At 63.2% G+C, this 17,068-nt stretch carries 17 protein-coding genes and 1 pseudogene; 17 read left to right on the top strand and 1 reads right to left on the bottom strand.

Annotated features, from left to right (window positions below):
• Window positions 1-15: 15 nt before the first annotated feature.
• From BM279_RS00750 to BM279_RS00730, 5 genes are read left to right on the top strand one after another with little or no spacing between them, the layout of a single operon-like run.
• Window positions 16-1,701: a histidine kinase N-terminal 7TM domain-containing diguanylate cyclase gene (locus tag BM279_RS00750; RefSeq protein WP_093500033.1), complete on the top strand. Its 1,686-nt coding sequence runs from the start codon at window positions 16-18 to the stop codon at window positions 1,699-1,701.
• 35 nt (window positions 1,702-1,736) lie between these two features.
• Window positions 1,737-2,747, top strand: coding sequence for a class 1 fructose-bisphosphatase (locus BM279_RS00745; RefSeq protein ID WP_013792956.1), 1,011 nt, complete (start codon window positions 1,737-1,739; stop codon window positions 2,745-2,747).
• A 3-nt stretch (window positions 2,748-2,750) separates the two neighbouring features.
• Window positions 2,751-3,350, top strand: a complete 600-nt coding sequence (locus BM279_RS00740) for a DUF924 family protein (RefSeq protein ID WP_093500031.1) — start codon at window positions 2,751-2,753, stop codon at window positions 3,348-3,350.
• A gap of 44 nt (window positions 3,351-3,394) precedes the next feature.
• The gene (gene bamE / locus BM279_RS00735) at window positions 3,395-3,649 is read left to right on the top strand and encodes an outer membrane protein assembly factor BamE domain-containing protein (protein WP_013792954.1); all 255 of its coding nucleotides are present in this window, start codon (window positions 3,395-3,397) and stop codon (window positions 3,647-3,649) included.
• Complete coding sequence (locus tag BM279_RS00730; protein ID WP_093500029.1) at window positions 3,649-4,212, top strand: lipocalin family protein; 564 nt, start codon at window positions 3,649-3,651, stop codon at window positions 4,210-4,212. The genes bamE and BM279_RS00730 overlap by 1 nt, the downstream gene beginning before the upstream one ends.
• 247 nt (window positions 4,213-4,459) lie before the next feature.
• Here the strand turns inward: BM279_RS00730 and BM279_RS00725 are convergent.
• Window positions 4,460-4,672 (bottom strand): annotated as a pseudogene (locus BM279_RS00725) (hypothetical protein); the annotation flags it as partial.
• Window positions 4,673-4,760: 88 nt separating this feature from the next.
• Between BM279_RS00725 and pip the strand changes: the two are divergent.
• From pip to BM279_RS00665, 12 genes are all read left to right on the top strand, one after another.
• A complete protein-coding gene (gene pip, locus BM279_RS00720; protein ID WP_093500027.1) occupies window positions 4,761-5,732 on the top strand; it encodes a prolyl aminopeptidase in 972 nt (323 codons plus the stop codon).
• Window positions 5,729-6,166, top strand: coding sequence for a D-aminoacyl-tRNA deacylase (dtd, locus tag BM279_RS00715; protein ID WP_093500024.1), 438 nt, complete (start codon window positions 5,729-5,731; stop codon window positions 6,164-6,166). The genes pip and dtd overlap by 4 nt, the downstream gene beginning before the upstream one ends.
• 204 nt (window positions 6,167-6,370) lie before the next feature.
• Window positions 6,371-7,162, top strand: coding sequence for a transporter substrate-binding domain-containing protein (locus tag BM279_RS00710; protein WP_093500022.1), 792 nt, complete (start codon window positions 6,371-6,373; stop codon window positions 7,160-7,162).
• An 86-nt stretch (window positions 7,163-7,248) separates the two neighbouring features.
• Window positions 7,249-8,211 (top strand): amino acid ABC transporter permease, encoded by a 963-nt coding sequence (locus BM279_RS00705; protein ID WP_093500020.1) that lies wholly within the window; start codon window positions 7,249-7,251, stop codon window positions 8,209-8,211.
• Window positions 8,204-8,938, top strand: a complete 735-nt coding sequence (locus BM279_RS00700; protein WP_093500018.1) for an amino acid ABC transporter ATP-binding protein — start codon at window positions 8,204-8,206, stop codon at window positions 8,936-8,938. The genes BM279_RS00705 and BM279_RS00700 overlap by 8 nt, the downstream gene beginning before the upstream one ends.
• Before the next feature lie 205 nt (window positions 8,939-9,143).
• Window positions 9,144-9,644 carry a retropepsin-like aspartic peptidase RloA2 gene (gene rloA2 / locus BM279_RS00695; protein ID WP_093500015.1) on the top strand — a complete coding sequence of 167 codons (501 nt, stop codon included), beginning with the start codon at window positions 9,144-9,146 and terminating at the stop codon, window positions 9,642-9,644.
• A 98-nt stretch (window positions 9,645-9,742) separates the two neighbouring features.
• Window positions 9,743-11,770: a methyl-accepting chemotaxis protein gene (locus BM279_RS00690; RefSeq protein WP_093500013.1), complete on the top strand. Its 2,028-nt coding sequence runs from the start codon at window positions 9,743-9,745 to the stop codon at window positions 11,768-11,770.
• A 746-nt stretch (window positions 11,771-12,516) separates the two neighbouring features.
• Window positions 12,517-13,197, top strand: coding sequence for a two-component system response regulator CreB (creB, locus tag BM279_RS00685; RefSeq protein WP_093500011.1), 681 nt, complete (start codon window positions 12,517-12,519; stop codon window positions 13,195-13,197).
• 28 nt (window positions 13,198-13,225) lie between these two features.
• Window positions 13,226-14,647 carry a two-component system sensor histidine kinase CreC gene (gene creC / locus BM279_RS00680; protein WP_093500009.1) on the top strand — a complete coding sequence of 474 codons (1,422 nt, stop codon included), beginning with the start codon at window positions 13,226-13,228 and terminating at the stop codon, window positions 14,645-14,647.
• Between the two features lie 122 nt (window positions 14,648-14,769).
• Window positions 14,770-15,207 (top strand): CBS domain-containing protein, encoded by a 438-nt coding sequence (locus tag BM279_RS00675; RefSeq protein ID WP_093500007.1) that lies wholly within the window; start codon window positions 14,770-14,772, stop codon window positions 15,205-15,207.
• 148 nt (window positions 15,208-15,355) lie between these two features.
• On the top strand, window positions 15,356-16,705 hold the full coding sequence (gene creD, locus BM279_RS00670) for a cell envelope integrity protein CreD (RefSeq protein ID WP_093500005.1): 1,350 nt from the start codon (window positions 15,356-15,358) through the stop codon (window positions 16,703-16,705).
• 45 nt (window positions 16,706-16,750) lie between these two features.
• Window positions 16,751-17,053, top strand: coding sequence for a hypothetical protein (locus tag BM279_RS00665; protein WP_093500003.1), 303 nt, complete (start codon window positions 16,751-16,753; stop codon window positions 17,051-17,053).
• The last annotated feature ends 15 nt before the right edge of the window (window positions 17,054-17,068 follow it).

Genomic DNA, 17,068 nt, shown 5'->3' with positions numbered 1-17,068 from the left:
GGGCGGGGCAGGCGCATGAATTCCTGCCTGGTCAACGCCTGGCGCCTCGACATCGCGGTGCTGGTCACCGCAGTGGTCTGTATCGGCGGTGTGCTGCTGGCACGCTGGGTGATCAATCAGCGCGATTTCCCGGGGCGTGACACCTTCATCCTGATGCACCTGGCGAGCATGTGGTGGATGTTCATGGCCGGCCTGGAAGTGGCCTCCGTGGCGCCCGAGTGCAAGATGCTCTGGGCCACCATGTCGTGGCCGGGCATCATCAGCGTGCCGACCTTCTGGGCGGTGTTTCTCTGGCAGTACGTGAGCAGCGTGCGCCAGCCCCTGGGGCGCCGCTCGATGCTGGGCATGATCCTCATGCCGCTGCTGATCTGGCTGGTGGTGCTGAGCAACCCCTGGCACGGCCTGTTCTATGGCGCCGCCACGGGGCCGGTTTCCGGCGAGCCGGGCGCGCCGATCCGCTTCGACCACGGCCCGCTGTTCTATGCCGCGGCGGTGTACGTCTACCTGTTCATGAGCTTCAGCCTGGTGGTGGTGCTGCGCGCCGCGCTGATCAGCCATGGCGTGCACCGGCGCCATTACCTGGCGTTCGTGCTGATCACCGCGGTGCCCTGGTCGGCCAACATCGCCTATGTCGGCTTTGGTTTCGTGGTGTTCGGCGTCGACCCGACGCCCTTCAGTTTCGTGTTCACCCTGGCGGCGTTTTCCTGGCTGATCCTCGGCGTACGGCTGTTCGACATGGTGCCGGTGGCTCGTCATCTGCTGCTCGAAGCGCTGCCCGATCCGGTGATGGTGGTCGACACCCAGTGGCGGGTGATCGAGGCCAACCAGGCGGCGCTCAAGCTTGGCGGGTTGAAGAACGACTGGCAGGGGCGTCGCCTGCAGGACTGGCCGGGTTTCGGCGGCGAGCTGGCGGTGCAGTTGGTGGAACAGGGTGAGCTGCGTGAGCCGTTGCTGATCCAGAGCGATGCCAACCATTACTTCGAGGTACGCACGCGCCCCATCGAGCGGCTGACTCGCCACGGCATTCTGGTACTCGGCCAGTTGCTCTATCTGCGCGACGTGACCCAGCGCCAACGCGCCAAACTCAAGCTCGCTGAAGCCCTCGCGCTGAGCGAGGAACGCCTGCGCACCATTACCAGTCTGCACGAGCAACTACGTGAACAGGCACTCTGCGACCCGCTGACCGGCCTTTACAATCGGCGTTATCTGGACGAGCTGTTCGGTCGTGAGCTGGCTCGTGCGCGTCGTGAGAACGCCCCGCTGGCAGTGGCGTTGATCGATTTGGATCACTTCAAGCAGCTCAACGATCAATACGGCCATCTGGATGGCGACGATGTGCTCAGGAGCGTCGCCCAGTATCTGCTGGTGAACTTGCGCAGTTCCGATACGGTCTTTCGTATCGGCGGTGAGGAGTTCCTTGTCATTCTTCCCGGTGCCGATGCCCGCGAAGCGACCAAACGCCTCGAGGCCATCTGCCAGGGACTGGCGCAAAAACCGATCGAAACCCGCAGTGGCTTGCGCCACGTGACCCTCTCGGCTGGCCTGGCGCTGTGGCCTGAGCAGGGCAGAGCGCTCGACGAGTTGCTGCAGGCTGCCGACGCCGCCTTGTACGAAGCCAAACGCCGTGGTCGTAACCGCGTATGCAGCCCGCTGCCGCGGTTGGCCTCCGCCGCTGAGGCGTCTGTTTCTGGAAAGGGTTAAACTCCTTCCGATTACCTTCCTTCCCGGAGTCCTTCATGTCCCGCGTTACCCTGAGCCGTTACCTCATCGAGCAGACCCGTAGTCAAAACACCCCGGCCGATCTGCGCTTCCTGATCGAAGTGGTGGCGCGTGCGTGCAAGGAGATCAGCCATGCCGTTTCCAAGGGCGCCCTGGGCGGCGTGCTCGGCAGCATGGGCACCGAGAACGTACAGGGCGAAGTGCAGAAGAAGCTCGACGTGATCTCCAACGACATCCTGCTCGAAGCCAACGAGTGGGGCGGTCACCTGGCCGGCATGGCTTCCGAGGAAATGGATAACGCCTACCAGATCCCCGGTAAGTACCCCAAGGGTGCCTACCTGCTGGTATTCGACCCGCTGGACGGCTCCTCGAACATCGACGTCAACGTCTCGGTCGGCACCATCTTCTCGGTACTGCGCTGCCCCAGCGAGTACCTTTCGCAGAATGAAAGCCTCAATGAAAAGGCCTTCCAGCAGCCGGGCACCCAGCAGGTTGCCGCCGGTTACGCCATCTACGGCCCGCAGACCATGCTGATCCTGACCTTGGGCAACGGCGTCAAGGGCTTCACCCTGGATCGCGAGCTGGGCAGCTTCGTGCTCACCCACGACAACATCAGCGTGCCGGAAAGTACCGCCGAATTCGCCATCAACATGTCCAACCAGCGCCACTGGGAAGCCCCGGTCAAACGCTATGTGGACGAGCTGCTGGCCGGCAAGGAAGGCCCACTGGGCAAGAACTACAACATGCGCTGGATCGCCTCGATGGTCGCCGACGTGCACCGCATCCTGACCCGCGGCGGCCTGTTCATGTACCCGCGCGACAGCCGTGAGCCGGACAAGGCTGGCAAGCTGCGCCTGATGTACGAAGCCAACCCGATGTCCTTCATCATTGAGCAGGCTGGTGGCGCCGCCACCGATGGCGTGCAGCGCATCCTCGACATCCAGCCCGACTCCCTGCACCAGCGTGTGCCGGTGTTCCTCGGTTCCAAGGAAGAAGTCGAGCGCGTTACCGGCTACCACAAGGGCTGACCGATGACGCCCTGGCAGCCGTTGCTCGACTGGTGGTTCGGCCCGGCGAGTACGGCTGCGCAGAGCGCTGCCGAGAAGCACAAGTTGTGGTTCGGCAAGCGTGACGCGCAGGATGCCGAAGCACGTGAGCGCTTCGGTTTGCTGGTCGAGCAGGCAATCACCGGCGAGCTGCAGGGCTGGTCGGCCGATCCCCACGGCTGGCTCGCCCAGGTGCTGTTACTCGACCAACTGCCGCGCATGATCCACCGCGATACGCCGCTGGCCTTTGCCGGCGATGTTCGCGCCCGAGAACTGGTCGAGCGGGGCATTACCCTGGGTTGGGATCGCGAGCTGTCGCCGCTGCAACGGGTGTTCATCTACCTGGTGCTTGAGCACGCCGAGGATCCACTTCAGCAGACCCGCGCCGTGCAACTGTTCCGTGAGCTGGCCGAGCAGGCCGGTGATGCCGAGTGCGAACTGTTCGCCGGCTTTCTGGACTACGCCGTGCGCCACCAGCAGGTCATCGCACGTTTTGGGCGCTTTCCTCATCGCAACGAAATTCTCGGGCGCGTCAGCACTGCGGACGAGTTGTGCTTTCTCGCGGAACCGGGCTCACGCTTCTGACGTCGAACCGGCATCCGGCACTCACAGGACACTGGAGATATCCCATGCGTCTGCGCGTTATTGCGTTGCTGGCAGGCTGCGTCATGCTGGCCGCCTGCGGCAAGGTCAATCAGGAAAACTACGCCAAGCTCTATTCGGGCATGAACAAGGCCGAGGTCGAGAACCTGCTCGGCAAGCCTACCGAGTGCTCGGGCGCGCTGGGCATGTCCAGCTGCACCTGGGGCGACCAGGTGAGTTTCATCAGCGTCCAGTACGCCGGTGACAAGGTGATCATGTTTTCTTCGAAAGGATTGAAGTGATGAGCAAACGTATTCTAGGCGCCATTGCACTGGGTGCCCTGCTGCTGACCGGCTGCGCCAACTCGGGCACCGGCACGGCGCCGCCGAAGACCGTCGACTCGGTCGATCTCGAGCGCTACCAGGGCACCTGGTACGAGATCGCGCGCCTGCCGATGTTCTTCCAGCGCAACTGCGTGGAGTCCGAGGCTCACTACCGCCTGCAGAATGACGGCAGCGTGGCGGTCACCAACCGCTGCCGCGAAGCCGATGGCCAGTGGAACCAGGTCGAGGGCCGCGCCGTGCCACAGGTCGAAGGCAAGACCGACAAGTTGTGGGTGACCTTCGACAACTGGTTCAGCCGCCTGCTGCCCGGCGTGACCAAGGGCGAGTACTGGGTGCTGGATCTGGACGACGACTACCAGACTGCATTGGTCGGCCACCCCAACCACAAATACCTGTGGCTGCTATCGCGTACTCCGACCATTTCCAACGAAGTGCGTGACGAGCTGCTGTCCGTGGCCCGCGCACAGGGCTATGACACCAGCGAGCTGATCTGGCGTGACGGCGCCAAACCGGCGCAGTGACTGGCCGTATTTCGTAGAGGCCGCGAATCCCACCATTGCGTAGCCGATCAGCATTAGGCGTGCGCAGATGTTGGGTTGCGGCGGCGGGGATCGAGAGATTCCCTCAGGCCGGTAATGCCTCCACCCACCCTACGTTTAACCGCGTCCTAATGGGTAGAGCAGCGCTAGGCGGCCGTCTGCCGGGCGATGCAGTTGTGAGGTGCTGCGTCATCCATCACCGCGTTTCGGCCAATGCCGCACAGGGCTCTCACTCCCAATCCAGCCGCGCGAGTTTCCACCCGCCGTCGTCCTGCCACCATTCCAGCTTCACGGCGTAATGCCGGGCGCTATCGGGGATCAGTCCTTCAGCTCCGGTCAGGCCCACCTGTGCGTCCGTGTACCCCTTGTCGCGGTAGGTCACGTCCACGCGGCTGTTCTTGCTCAGGGCCAGCACCTTGACGTTGTTGTAGCGCAGGAACAGTTTCATGGTTATGATGCCCGGACGAGCGCATTAGCCCGCCACGCGCGAGCGGCCCGAGCCTATCTCAATTCTTCCTCAGGAGGGCACCATGCAGACGCTGTATCCGGAGATCAAACCGTACGCCCGCCACGAACTGGCGGTTCAGGCGCCGCACGTTCTCTACGTGGACGAAAGCGGCTCGGCGGACGGTCTGCCGGTGCTGTTCGTGCATGGTGGCCCCGGCGCCGGCTGCGATGCGGCCAGCCGCCGCTACTTCGACCCGACCCTGTACCGTATCGTCACTTTCGACCAGCGCGGCTGTGGACGCTCCACGCCCCACGCGAGCCTGGAGAACAACACCACCTGGGATCTGGTTGCCGACATGGAGCGCATCCGCGAGCACCTGGGTATCGACAAATGGGTGCTGTTCGGTGGGTCCTGGGGCTCGACCCTGTCGCTGGCCTACGCGCAGAAACACCCGGACCGTGTGCATGCGCTGATTCTGCGCGGCATCTTCCTGTGCCGCCCCCAGGAGTTCAAATGGTTCTACCAGGAGGGCGCCAGTCGGCTGTTCCCCGATTACTGGCAGGACTACCTGGCGCCGATTCCCGCCGAAGAGCAGGGCGACCTCATGCAGGCGTTCTACAAGCGCCTGACCGGCTCTGACCAGATCGCCCAGATGCACGCCGCCAAGGCCTGGTCATGCTGGGAAGGGCGTACCGCCACGCTGCGGCCAAACCCCCAGGTGGTCGAGCGCTTCGCCGAGAGCCTGCGCGCGCTGTCGATCGCCCGCATCGAGTGCCACTACTTCGTCAACGATGCTTTTCTGGAGCCCAATCAGCTGCTGCGTGACATGCCGAAGATCGCCCACCTGCCGGGCATCATCGTACATGGCCGCTACGACGCCATCTGCCCGCTGGACAACGCCTGGGCGCTGCATCAGGCCTGGCCCAACAGCGAGCTGCAGATCATCCGCGAGGCGGGCCATTCGGCCGCCGAGCCAGGTATCGCCGATGCCCTGGTGCGCGCCGCCGACGAGATCGCCCATCGCCTGCTCGACCTGGCGCCGGACGAAGCATGAAAGCGCTGCTGCAACGCGTTTCCAGCGCCCGTGTGGATATCGCCGGCGAGACCGTGGGCGCCATCGAGCAGGGCCTGCTGGTGTTGGTTGGCGTCGAGCCGCAGGACAACGAGGCCAGCTGCGCCAAGTTGCTGCACAAGCTGCTCAATTACCGGGTGTTCAGCGACGCGGCCGGCAAGATGAACCTGTCACTCAAGGACATCGGCGGCGGCCTGTTGCTGGTTTCCCAGTTCACCCTTGCCGCCGATACCCGCAGCGGCCTGCGGCCCGGCTTCTCCACTGCCGCGCCGCCCGCCTTGGGCGAAGCGCTGTTCGACCACCTGCTCGAACAGGCACGTGCGCAACACCCGCAGGTCGCCAGCGGGCGCTTCGGTGCCGACATGCAGGTACGGCTTGTCAACGATGGGCCTGTGACCTTTTTGCTGGAAACCTGATCGGGGCCGTTCACTGGCCTGCTTCTTGCCTCCTGAGTCGCGGCCTTATGCTGCTGTCTGTCGCTGATCCGGCGCGTATCTCTCGCCAACGGCGGCGATCACGGTTAGCATGCCGCGCCGCCTTATCGAAGGGCCTGCCGCTTGCACCGTGCCGGTGCACGAGCTTGAGCTAGCCCCATAATCGTCTGCCTTTCAGGAGCAAGAATGAAAAAGCTTGTCGCCTCACTGCTGTTATCCGTCTGCGCCTTCACCGGCCTCGCCCAGGCTGGCGTCATCGACGACGCGGTCAAGCGCGGTACCCTGCGCGTGGGCATGGACCCGACCTACATGCCTTTCGAGATGACCAACAAGCGCGGTGAGATCATCGGCTTCGAAGTCGACCTGCTCAAGGCGATGACCAAGGCCATGGGCGTCAAGCTGGAGCTGGTTTCCACCTCTTACGACGGCATCATCCCGGCCCTGCTGACCGACAAGTTCGACATGATCGGCTCGGGCATGACCCTGACCCAAGAGCGCAACCTGCGCATCAACTTCTCCGAGCCCTTCATCGTGGTCGGCCAGACCCTGCTGATCCGCAAGGAGTTGGCTGACAAGGTCAAGAGCTACAAGGACCTGAACAGCGCGGACTACCGCATCACCTCGAAGATCGGCACCACCGGCGAGATGGTCGCCAAGAAGCTGATCGCCCAGGCCAAGTACAGCGGCTTCGACAACGAGCAGGAAGCGGTGATGGACGTGGTCAACGGCAAGGCCGATGCCTTCATCTACGACGCACCGTACAACGTTGTGGCGGTGAGCAAGGCCGGTGCCGGCAAGCTGGTTTTCCTCGATGAGCCGTTCACTTTCGAACCCCTGGCCTTCGGCCTGAAGAAGGGTGACTACGACAGCATCAACTGGATCAACAACTGGTTGCACCAGATCCGCGAAGACGGTACCTACGATCGGATCCACGCCAAGTGGTTCAAGAGCACTAACTGGCTGAAAGAGATGGAGTAAGCGCATTCGCGCTTCACTTCGCTACACCCGGCGCGCGGCTAGTCCGCGCGCTGTCATGTTGGCAACTCAACGGGTAGACACTCACCGTGGCTAAACAGAAGAAAGCCCAGTGGCCCTGGCACCTGCTGACCGGGCTGATCCTGGTCCTGGGTATCCTGGCGATCTGGTATTCCACCTCGCTGATTTCCTACGAATGGCGCTGGAATCGCGTTCCCCAGTACTTCGCCTACCACGCCGAAGAAGCGCAGCGTGCGGCTGACTACGGCAGCGTCGAGAGCATCAGCCGTCAGGGCAGCGACGCCCTGGTTACCCTGACCGGTGAAGGTGGCGAACAGCAGCAGCTCACCGTGGCCAGCGACAGCCTGCAGCTCAGCGAAGGCGACGACGTGGCCGAGGGCGATGTCATCGGCGTCACCCGTCACTGGGCCGCTGGGCCGCTGCTCTGGGGGCTGTGGACCACGCTGTGGATCTCCGTGGCGGCGGGCGTGTTCGGTTTGCTGATCGGCCTGGTCACCGGCCTGTGCCGGTTGTCCGGCAACCCAACGCTGCGCCACCTGTCGACGCTTTACGTCGAGCTGGTGCGCGGCACGCCGCTGCTGGTGCAGATCTTCATCTTCTATTTCTTCATCGGCACGGTGCTCAATTTGTCCCGCGAGTTCGCCGGTGTGGCGGCGCTGGCCCTGTTCACCGGCGCCTATGTCGGCGAGATCGTGCGCGCCGGGGTGCAGTCCATCGTTCGCGGTCAGGATGAAGCGGCCCGTTCGCTGGGCCTGAGCGCGGCGCAGTCGATGCGCCACGTGATCCTGCCGCAGGCGTTCAAGCGCGTGCTGCCGCCATTGGCCGGTCAGTTCATCAGCCTGGTCAAGGACACCTCGCTGGTCTCGGTGATCGCCATCACCGAGCTGACCAAGAGCGGCCGCGAAGCCATCACCACCTCGTTCTCCACGTTCGAGATCTGGTTCTGCGTCGCGGCCCTTTATCTGGTGATCAACCTGCCGCTGTCGCAGATCGCCAACCGCCTGGAACGGAGGCTCGCGCAAAGTGATTGAAGTCCGTGATCTGATCAAGGTGTTCGACGCCCGCGGCCAGCAGGTGCGCGCCGTCGATGGCGTGACCACCCAGGTGGCACGCGGCGAGGTGCTGGTGGTGATCGGCCCGTCCGGCTCCGGCAAGTCAACCTTCCTGCGCTGCCTCAATGGCCTGGAAGAACTGGACGAAGGCTCGGTGAGCATCGACGGTCTCGACCTCGCCAACCCGAAGACCGACATCAATGCCTACCGTCGTGAAGTCGGCATGGTGTTCCAGCACTTCAACCTGTTCCCGCACATGACCGTGCTGGAGAATCTGTGCCTGGCGCAGAAGGTGGTGCGCAAGCGCGGCAAGGCCGAGCGTGAAGCCAAGGCCCGGGCGCTCCTCGACAAGGTCGGCATCGGCCAGAAGGCCGGTGAGTTTCCGTCGCGCCTCTCCGGCGGCCAGCAGCAGCGCGTGGCCATCGCCCGCGCCCTGTGCATGGACCCCAAGGTGATGCTGTTCGACGAGCCTACCTCGGCCCTCGACCCGGAAATGGTCGGCGAAGTGCTTGACGTGATGAAGCAGCTCGCCGTGGAAGGCATGACCATGGTCTGCGTCACCCACGAAATGGGCTTCGCCCGTGAAGTGGCGGACCGCGTGCTGTTCTTCGATCACGGCAAACTGCTCGAGGACGCGCCGCCCGCCGAGTTCTTCGCCCAGCCGAAGGATGTGCGGGCTCAAGCGTTCTTGCGGCAGGTGTTGTAGCGGCAAGGCAGGAAATTGTGGGAGCGGGCGGGGACACCTAGTCCATGCCCGCGAAAAAAATCGCGGGCGTGGCCCGCTCCCACAGGTTTGCCAGGACTCCAAGTCCCCCGCACTATTTTGCAAAATTTCGCTCCGCCAGATTCCCAGAACCATTCGCGCCTGCTCCAGTCCCAACGTTCTCCATTTCAAACGAGGACCTCAAGGCGTGAAAACCGTTCTAGCCCTGCTTGCCGCTGCTGTCGCTCTGCCGGCGATGGCCGACCAGCCGACTCTCTACGGTCGCTACGAATACATTCAGCTACCCCAGCTCGGCCAGACCCTCAAGGCCAAGATGGACACTGGCGCGATGACCGCTTCGCTGTCGGCCCGTGACATCGAGCAGTTCGAGCGTGATGGCGAGGACTGGGTGCGGTTCCGTCTGGCCGTAGACGATGCGGACGATCAAGTTTTCGAGAAGCCCCTGGCTCGTGTCACCGAGATCAAGAATCGCGCCGAGGAGGGCAGCTCTGCCAAACCGTCCTATTCCGCGCGCCCGGTGGTCAATATGGACATCTGCCTGGGCGAGGAGCTGCGTACCATCGAGGTCAACCTCACCGACCGCAGCCACTTCGACTACCCGCTGCTGATCGGCGCCAGTGCCATCCGCAAGCTGGATGCGGCCATCGATCCATCCAATCGCTATACCGCCGAGCAGCCTAGCTGTTGATTTGCCGCCGCTGCGCTTCCTTTTCATGCGTAGCGGTGTGATTCTTGCCTTGAAATAGCAGATTGCCACGTTGTGTGGGTGCTTGTTCGAGGTGAGGTATGTGGGGATTGCTCAAGCCGGGTGTGCGCGTTCTGGAACGTGTCAGTTTCGCCCGCAAGTTTCAGCTGCTGTTCGTGCTTTTTGTCGCGCCAATGGCCTATGCGCTCTGGGCGATGCTGAGCGGTGCCCAGGAGCGTGTCGAGGTGCTCGCCATGGAGGTAGACGGCATGCAGGGCATTCACGCCCTGGGTGCAGTCGAGGCGCAGCTGCACGATCAGCGCCTGTTGCTGGCGCGCTGGAAGAGCAACGACAAGCCAGCTGAAACCCCGCTGCGTGAGAGCAACGGCAAGCTCGGCCAAACGCTGGCCGAGGCCGGCGACGAGATCAAGCTGACGCCCAGTGAGCATACTGCCCGGCAAATCGAGGCATTGCAGGCGTCGGTCACCGGGCTGGACATGGCCGCGCTGGGTAAATTGGGACTGCCCGATGCTCTTGAGCGTTACCAGAGCACACTCTCGACCCTGACCGTGTTACGTGATCAGGTCGCGACCGACAGCGGCCTGATACTTGATCCCTTCCTCGATACCTACCTGATGATGGAGCAGATGACGCTGATTCTGCCCCGCCTGGCCGATGGTATTGGCAGCTTCGCCAGCCAGGGCTACGACCCGCTGGTGGCTCAGCGTTTCACCTTGCAGAACCGCCTGACCGTGCGTGATCTTCGTCGCGCTCTCGAACAGACCGGCGCGCAGCTGGCCAAGTCGCGCAATGCCCTGCAGCAGGCCTCGCCTGCGACCATGAGCAACCTGGAAAAGGCCTATGAACAGGTCGACAAGGGGCTCAAGCAGTTCCTCGCCGAAGTGGATCGCGACATGTTCGAGGCCAACCCCATGGTGCTGCAGCCAGCCCGCTTCGTGGAGCAGGTGCAGACCTTGCAGGCGAACGTGCAGACCTTGCGCCAGGCGGTGTTCGAGCAGTTCAACAGCAATATTTCCGGGTACCAGAGTGCAGCTCGCCAGGACATGCTTCGCACTTCGCTGATCTTCGGCGTGCTGACCCTGCTCGCCTTGTACCTGCTGTTGTGCCTGCACGCCTCCATTCGCCGCAGTACCGCCGGCATCATCCAGGCCGCTGAAGGTCTGCGTGACGGTGATCTGCGGGTACGTATGCAGGTGCACGGCGCCGATGACCTGGCGGCGATCTCCAGCGCACTGAATACTGCGGTCGCCCAGTTGCGCGATTCCATGCAGGGCGTCGGCCGCGAAGGGCATAGCCTCGATGAGACCGTGCGTAGCCTGGGGAGTCAGGCCGCGGGATCGCTGAGCGCGGTCGAACAGCAACAGGCGCAGATGAGCCAGATCGCTACCGCTGCTACGCAGATGGCCGCCACCGCCCTGAGCGTGGCGCAGAGCTGCGAGCAGGCTGCCCAGGAAGCCGGGCAGACCCGCGAGATCGCCAACCAGAGCAATCAACGCAGCGCCAAGACCAGTGCCAGTATGCGTGAGCTCAGCGAGCGCCTGGCCGGCAGCGCACAGACGCTGCAGAAGCTGCGCCAGCAGACCGAGCAGATCACCCGAGTGGTCGACGTCATCAAGGGCATTGCCGAGCAAACCAACCTCTTGGCACTCAATGCGGCTATCGAAGCGGCGCGTGCCGGCGAGCAGGGCCGTGGCTTCGCGGTGGTCGCCGATGAGGTGCGCTCCCTGTCGCAGCGCACCCAGAATTCCACGGCGGAAATCGCCCAGACCGTTGGCGATCTGCACAAGGTGGTGGGGCAGTCCGTCGCCGAAATGGAACAGGCCATGCACCAGGCCGAAGGCGATGTGGGTAACGTGCTGGCGATGAGTGCGGATCTCGACGGTATCGTCGAGTCGGTGCAACGGGTCAGCGACCGCCTGGCACAGATCGCCACCGCTGCCGAGCAGCAGGCCGCGACCGCTGACGAAGTGAGCGGCAATATCCAGCAGGTCGATCAGGCGGCTAGCGAGTTGCTCGACGGCGCGCGCATGGTCAGCGACGCCACTGAACAACTGCGCCGTGGCAGCGAAACCCTGTCGCGCAATACCGGCCGTTTCCGGGTGGAATGAGCGGCTGATCAATAAGTGAACGATCTCTTGCAGGCCGTGATTCCATTGGCCTGCAGGGGATGATCTCCAGGTTGCCCACAGGCCCATGCACGGCCATTGTGCATGAATGCTCGTTTGCTGCCGCGCCCGAACTCAGGGCCTGATGAAGTCAATAAAGTCAAGCAATACAGTAGGTTGGGACGCATGTGGATGAATCTGATCAATAACTGACCAGGCGTCCGAATGCCGCATATGGCGTGGCCTCTATGGTTCGATACCAGGCTTATCCACAGAATCTTCCACGGCTATTGTGTATAGCGAACCGCCCTGAAGAAGATTTTTTGTGGATGACAACGCCTATTCGTTTAAAGCGCGAATATTTTTATCAGCTCTGGTCATTGCTCAGTAAATGATCAGTGCGCTGGAGGGCCCGTTTGTCATGGCCTGTAGCCGGCCATGCAAAGGTTATCCACAAAGTGTTCCACTCAAGTTGTGTATTGTCCCCAGTATGCTGGCGTACTCACGAGTCTTGACAAAATTTCTTTAGTAACAGCGGTTTGGCACGTTTTCATCTGTGAATAAAGTTCTGGTCAAATAATGATCGATTGGCTGGGAGGCGCGTTTTCAGTGGCGTTCAGCGCTTCGCTCCAAGCTTATCCACAGAATGATCCACCTGATTTGTGTATGAGTGGTGACGCCTCGTGCTATTGACGCTGACAACTGCCTCGCGCAGGCTGCGCAACCCACGTGCCGCAAGGATGCCAACCATGGCGACCATCCTGATCGTCGAAGATGAAGCCGCAATCGCCGATACCCTGGTTTACGCTCTGCAGGCCGAGGGTTTCGCTACGCGCTGGACGACGTTAGGCGGTGAGGCATTGGCGCTGCTGGAGCGTGAAACCTGTGATCTGGTGATTCTTGACGTCGGCCTGCCCGATATCAGTGGCTTCGAAGCCTGCAAGCGGCTGCGGCGTTTTTCCGAAGTGCCGGTGATGTTCCTGACCGCGCGCAACGACGAGATCGACCGCGTTGTGGGGCTGGAGATCGGCGCCGACGATTACGTGGTCAAGCCCTTCAGCCCGCGGGAGGTGGCAGCGCGGGTCAAGGCCATCCTCAAGCGCGTGGCGCCCCGCGAACCCGCGCTCGCCAAGCTCAATGAAGGCCCGTTTCATCTCGACAGCGAGCGCGTGCGCATCGACTACCATGGCCAGCCCCTGAGCCTGACCCGCCTCGAGTTCCAGTTGCTGCAGTGCCTGCTCGGCCAGCCCGAGCGGGTGTTCAGCCGCGAGCAGTTGCTCGACGCCCTGGGCGTGCCGGCCGATGCCGGCTACGAGCGCAATATCGACAGCCATATCAAGAGCCTGCGCGCCAAGTTGCGTCAGGTCGCGCCCCAGGCCGAGCCGATCCAGACCCATCGCGGGCTGGGCTACAGCCTGCGGCTCGAATAGCGATGCCTACCGCTCAGGAGGTCTGCTGATGCCGCTCGGAGTCCGTATCTTTCTGGCCTATTTTCTGTTCGTCGGGCTGTCCGGCTGGTTCGTGCTCAGCACGGTGATGGACGAGATCCGTCCCGGCGTGCGCCAGTCCACCGAGGAAACTCTGGTCGATACCGCGCACCTGCTGGCGGTGCTGCTGCGCGAGGATGTACGCGATGGCCGCCTCGCCCAGGGGCAGCTGCCCGAACTGCTCAAGGCCTACGGGCAACGCCAGCCCGGCGCGCAGATCTGGGGCGTGGCGAAGAATCAGGTCAACCACCGTATCTACGTCACCGACGCCAACGGTATCGTGCTGCTCGACTCCAGCGGTCTGGCGGTCGGGCAGGATTACTCGCGCTGGAACGACGTGTACCTGACCCTGCGCGGTCGCTATGGCGTGCGCTCGACCCGTGAAGACCCGAACGATCCGGATTCCTCGGTGATGTACGTGGCCGCGCCGATCATCGATGATGGACGCATTCTCGGTGTGGTCTCGGTGGCCAAGCCCAACCGCACGCTGCAGCCTTATATCGAGCGCTCGCAGCGTCGCCTCGGCTGGCTGGGTGCCGGGCTGATCGGCCTGGGCCTGCTGGTCGGCGGTTTGCTCAGCTGGTGGCTGAGTGGCTCGCTGCGTCGTTTGACCCGTTATGCACAGGCGGTCAGCGAGGGTCAGCGCGCCGAGTTGCCCCAGGTGCGCGGCGGCGAACTCGGCCAGCTGGCCCAGGCGGTGGAGCGTATGCGCACCGAGCTGGAGGGAAAGGCCTATGTCGAGCGCTACGTGCACACCCTGACCCATGAGCTGAAGAGCCCGCTGGCGGCGATCCGTGGTGCTGCCGAGCTGCTGGAAGGCGAGATGCCCGAAGCCCAGCGCCAGCGCTTCGTGGCCAATATCGGCGAAGAAGGCGAGCGCTTGCAGAACCTGATCGAGCGCCTGCTGCACCTGGCCCAGGTCGAGCAGCGCCAGGGCCTCGAAGAACGCGTCACCATGCTGCTGCAGCCAATGATCGACGAACTGCTGGCGGCCCAGATGGCACGCATCGAACAGCGCCAGGTGCGTGTGGATAACCAGGTCGATGCCGCGCAGACGCTGCTCGGCGAGCGTTTCTTGCTGCGCCAGGCGCTAAGCAACCTGCTCGACAACGCGCTGGACTTCACACCTCCAGGCGGGCTGATCCGCTTCACCTGCGAGGTCGATGCCGAAACCGTGCAGCTGCGCCTGTTCAACCAGGGGCCGGCGATTCCCGACTACGCCCTGCCGCGTCTGACCGAGCGCTTCTACTCCCTGGCGCGGCCGACCACCGGCCGCAAGAGTACCGGACTGGGGCTCAACTTCGTGCAGGAAGTGGCGCAGCTGCATGGCGCCAGTCTGGATATCGCCAACGTCGAAGGTGGGGTGGAAGTGCGTTTGAGTTTCCTGCGTTAGGCGCCGTGGCTGCGACCTCGGCGATGCTGGCGGCGACTTGTCGCAAACGCGGTGCGTACAGATGTCCGCACTTTGGCTATTCTGAAGCCGTTCGCCAATCTACCGGGACAGGAAGAACGCGCATGAAAAAGACCGTGGCTGACGTGCTCAAGAGCAAGCCCATATCCAACGTATACAGCGTTACCCCTGACAGCAGCGTGTTCGCGGCGGTGAAACTGATGGCCGAGAAGGGCATCGGCGCCTTGGTGGTGCTCGAGGGCGAGCGCCTGGCTGGCATCGTCAGCGAGCGTGATTACGTGCGCAAGGTGGCGGTGCAGGAGCGCTCGCCGGCCAACCTCAAGGTCAGCGAGATCATGACCAGCAGGGTCATCACCGTGACGCCCGAGGAAGACAGCCGCCACTGCATGGAGCTGATGACCACCGGGCGCCTGCGCCACCTGCCGGTGATCAATGACGGTCGGCTGGTTGGCCTGCTGTCCATCGGCGACCTGGTCAAGGACATCATCAGCCAGCAGGAAAACCTGATCCAGCATCTGGAACAGTACATCCGCGGCGAATGACCGATGGCTGCGCCCGTAGCCATCCAGCCCGACGGGTGACGCCTGCCGGGCTTCTCACAATTCCCACATAAACTCCACCTGCGGCCCATATTGGCTCCACTTGGCCTGGCGAAACTGCGTGCATCCCAACTGCACGGAGCGCTGTGCCATGAACCGAAGTCTGCTGTTCAAACTGGGCGCCATCGCCCTGCTGATTCTGTTGTTGATGATTCCCCTATTGCTGATCGACGGCCTGGTCAGCGAGCGCCAGGGCGCGCGCGACGACGTGCTGCGCGATATCGCCCGCAGCTCCAGCTACGCCCAGCAGATCACCGGGCCGATCATGGTGGTGCCGTACCGCAAGAAGGTGCTGACCTGGAAAACCCGCAAGGACAGCGACGAGCGTTATCAGGAAGAGTCCATCGAGCAGGGCCGTCTGTACTTTCTGCCCGAGCGTTTCGCCCTCGATGGCGACGTGCGTACCGAGCTGCGCTATCGCGGCATCTACCAGGCGCGTCTGTACCACAGCGATAGCCAGGTCAGCGGCGAGTTTGCGGTGCCGGCCAACTACGGCATCAGCGATGTCGACGCCTACTGGTTCGGCGAGCCCTTCATCGCCGTTGGCATCAGCGATGTGCGCGGCATCGGCAACGATCTCAAGCTGCAGCTCAATGGTGCCAGCCTGAGCTTCGAGCCGGGCAGCGGCGACGACAACTTCGGTAGCGGCGTGCACGTGGCGCTGCCGCCTCGCGATACCCGCAACGAGCAGGCCTATAGCTTCGCCTTCGACCTCAAGCTGCAGGGCACCGAGCAACTGAGCATCACCCCGGTGGGCCGCGAAAGCCAGGTCACCCTGCGCTCGGACTGGCCGCATCCGAGCTTTATCGGCGAGTTCTTGCCCAGTCAGCGTGAGGTGACGCAGCAGGGCTTCACCGCCAAATGGCAGACCAGCTTCTTCGCCACCGATATGCAGGATGCCTTGAGCAGTTGCGTCAGTGGCTCCTGCGGGGCGATGCAGAGCCGCGCCTTCGGCGTGAGCCTCATCGACCCTGTGGACCAGTACCTCAAGGCCGATCGGGCGATCAAATACGCGCTGCTGTTCATCAGCCTGACCTTCGCCGTGTTCTTCCTGTTCGAAGTGCTCAAGCGCATGGCCGTGCACCCGGTGCAGTACGCCCTGGTCGGCCTGTCCATGGCGCTGTTCTACCTGCTGTTGCTGTCGCTTTCCGAGCACCTGGGCTTCGCTGTCGCCTACGGCCTGTCCGCTCTGGCATGCGTGGCGCTGAACACCTTCTACGTCAGCAGCGTGCTGCGCAGCTGGCTGCGTGGAGCGGCATTCGGCGCTTTGCTGGCCGCGCTATATGGGCTGCTCTACGGCCTGCTCAGCGCCGAGGACTACGCCCTGCTGATGGGCTCGCTTCTGGTGTTCGGCGTGCTGGGATGCGTGATGGTGCTGACCCGCAAACTCGACTGGTACGGCGTCGGCCGCCCGGCCACCAGCGACACTTTCACTTCCTGACCCTTTGCCGGGGCGTGCCACAGTGCACGCCCCTTGGAGATCGCCATGCGAGTCTTGGTGCAATTTTCCGCCTGCTTCGCCCTCGGCCTGTGCATCGCCGGTGTACTGCTGATCGGCATGATGTTCGTCGGCCGCTTCGATTGGATCGAGGCGCTTATGCTCAGCGGCTGGCCGGTCGCCACCCTGAGCCTGCAGCTGCTGCCGGAGGCGTTCTGGAACGGCCTGACCGGTGTGGCCGATGCCGCCGCCAATCACTCGGTGCAGTCGTTCCTGCAACTGTGCGTGGCCATGGCGCAGATCGCCCTGTTGTTCGCGATGGGGCTCTTTCGCCTGTGGTACCGGCGATGAGTGGGCGGCTTGGGT

The organism is Phytopseudomonas straminea, from assembly GCF_900112645.1.
GTDB classification, from domain to species: Bacteria; Pseudomonadota; Gammaproteobacteria; order Pseudomonadales; family Pseudomonadaceae; genus Aquipseudomonas; species Aquipseudomonas straminea.
Note: the sequence above shows the minus strand (reverse complement) of the source record. Positions and strands in the feature narration are given on the sequence as shown.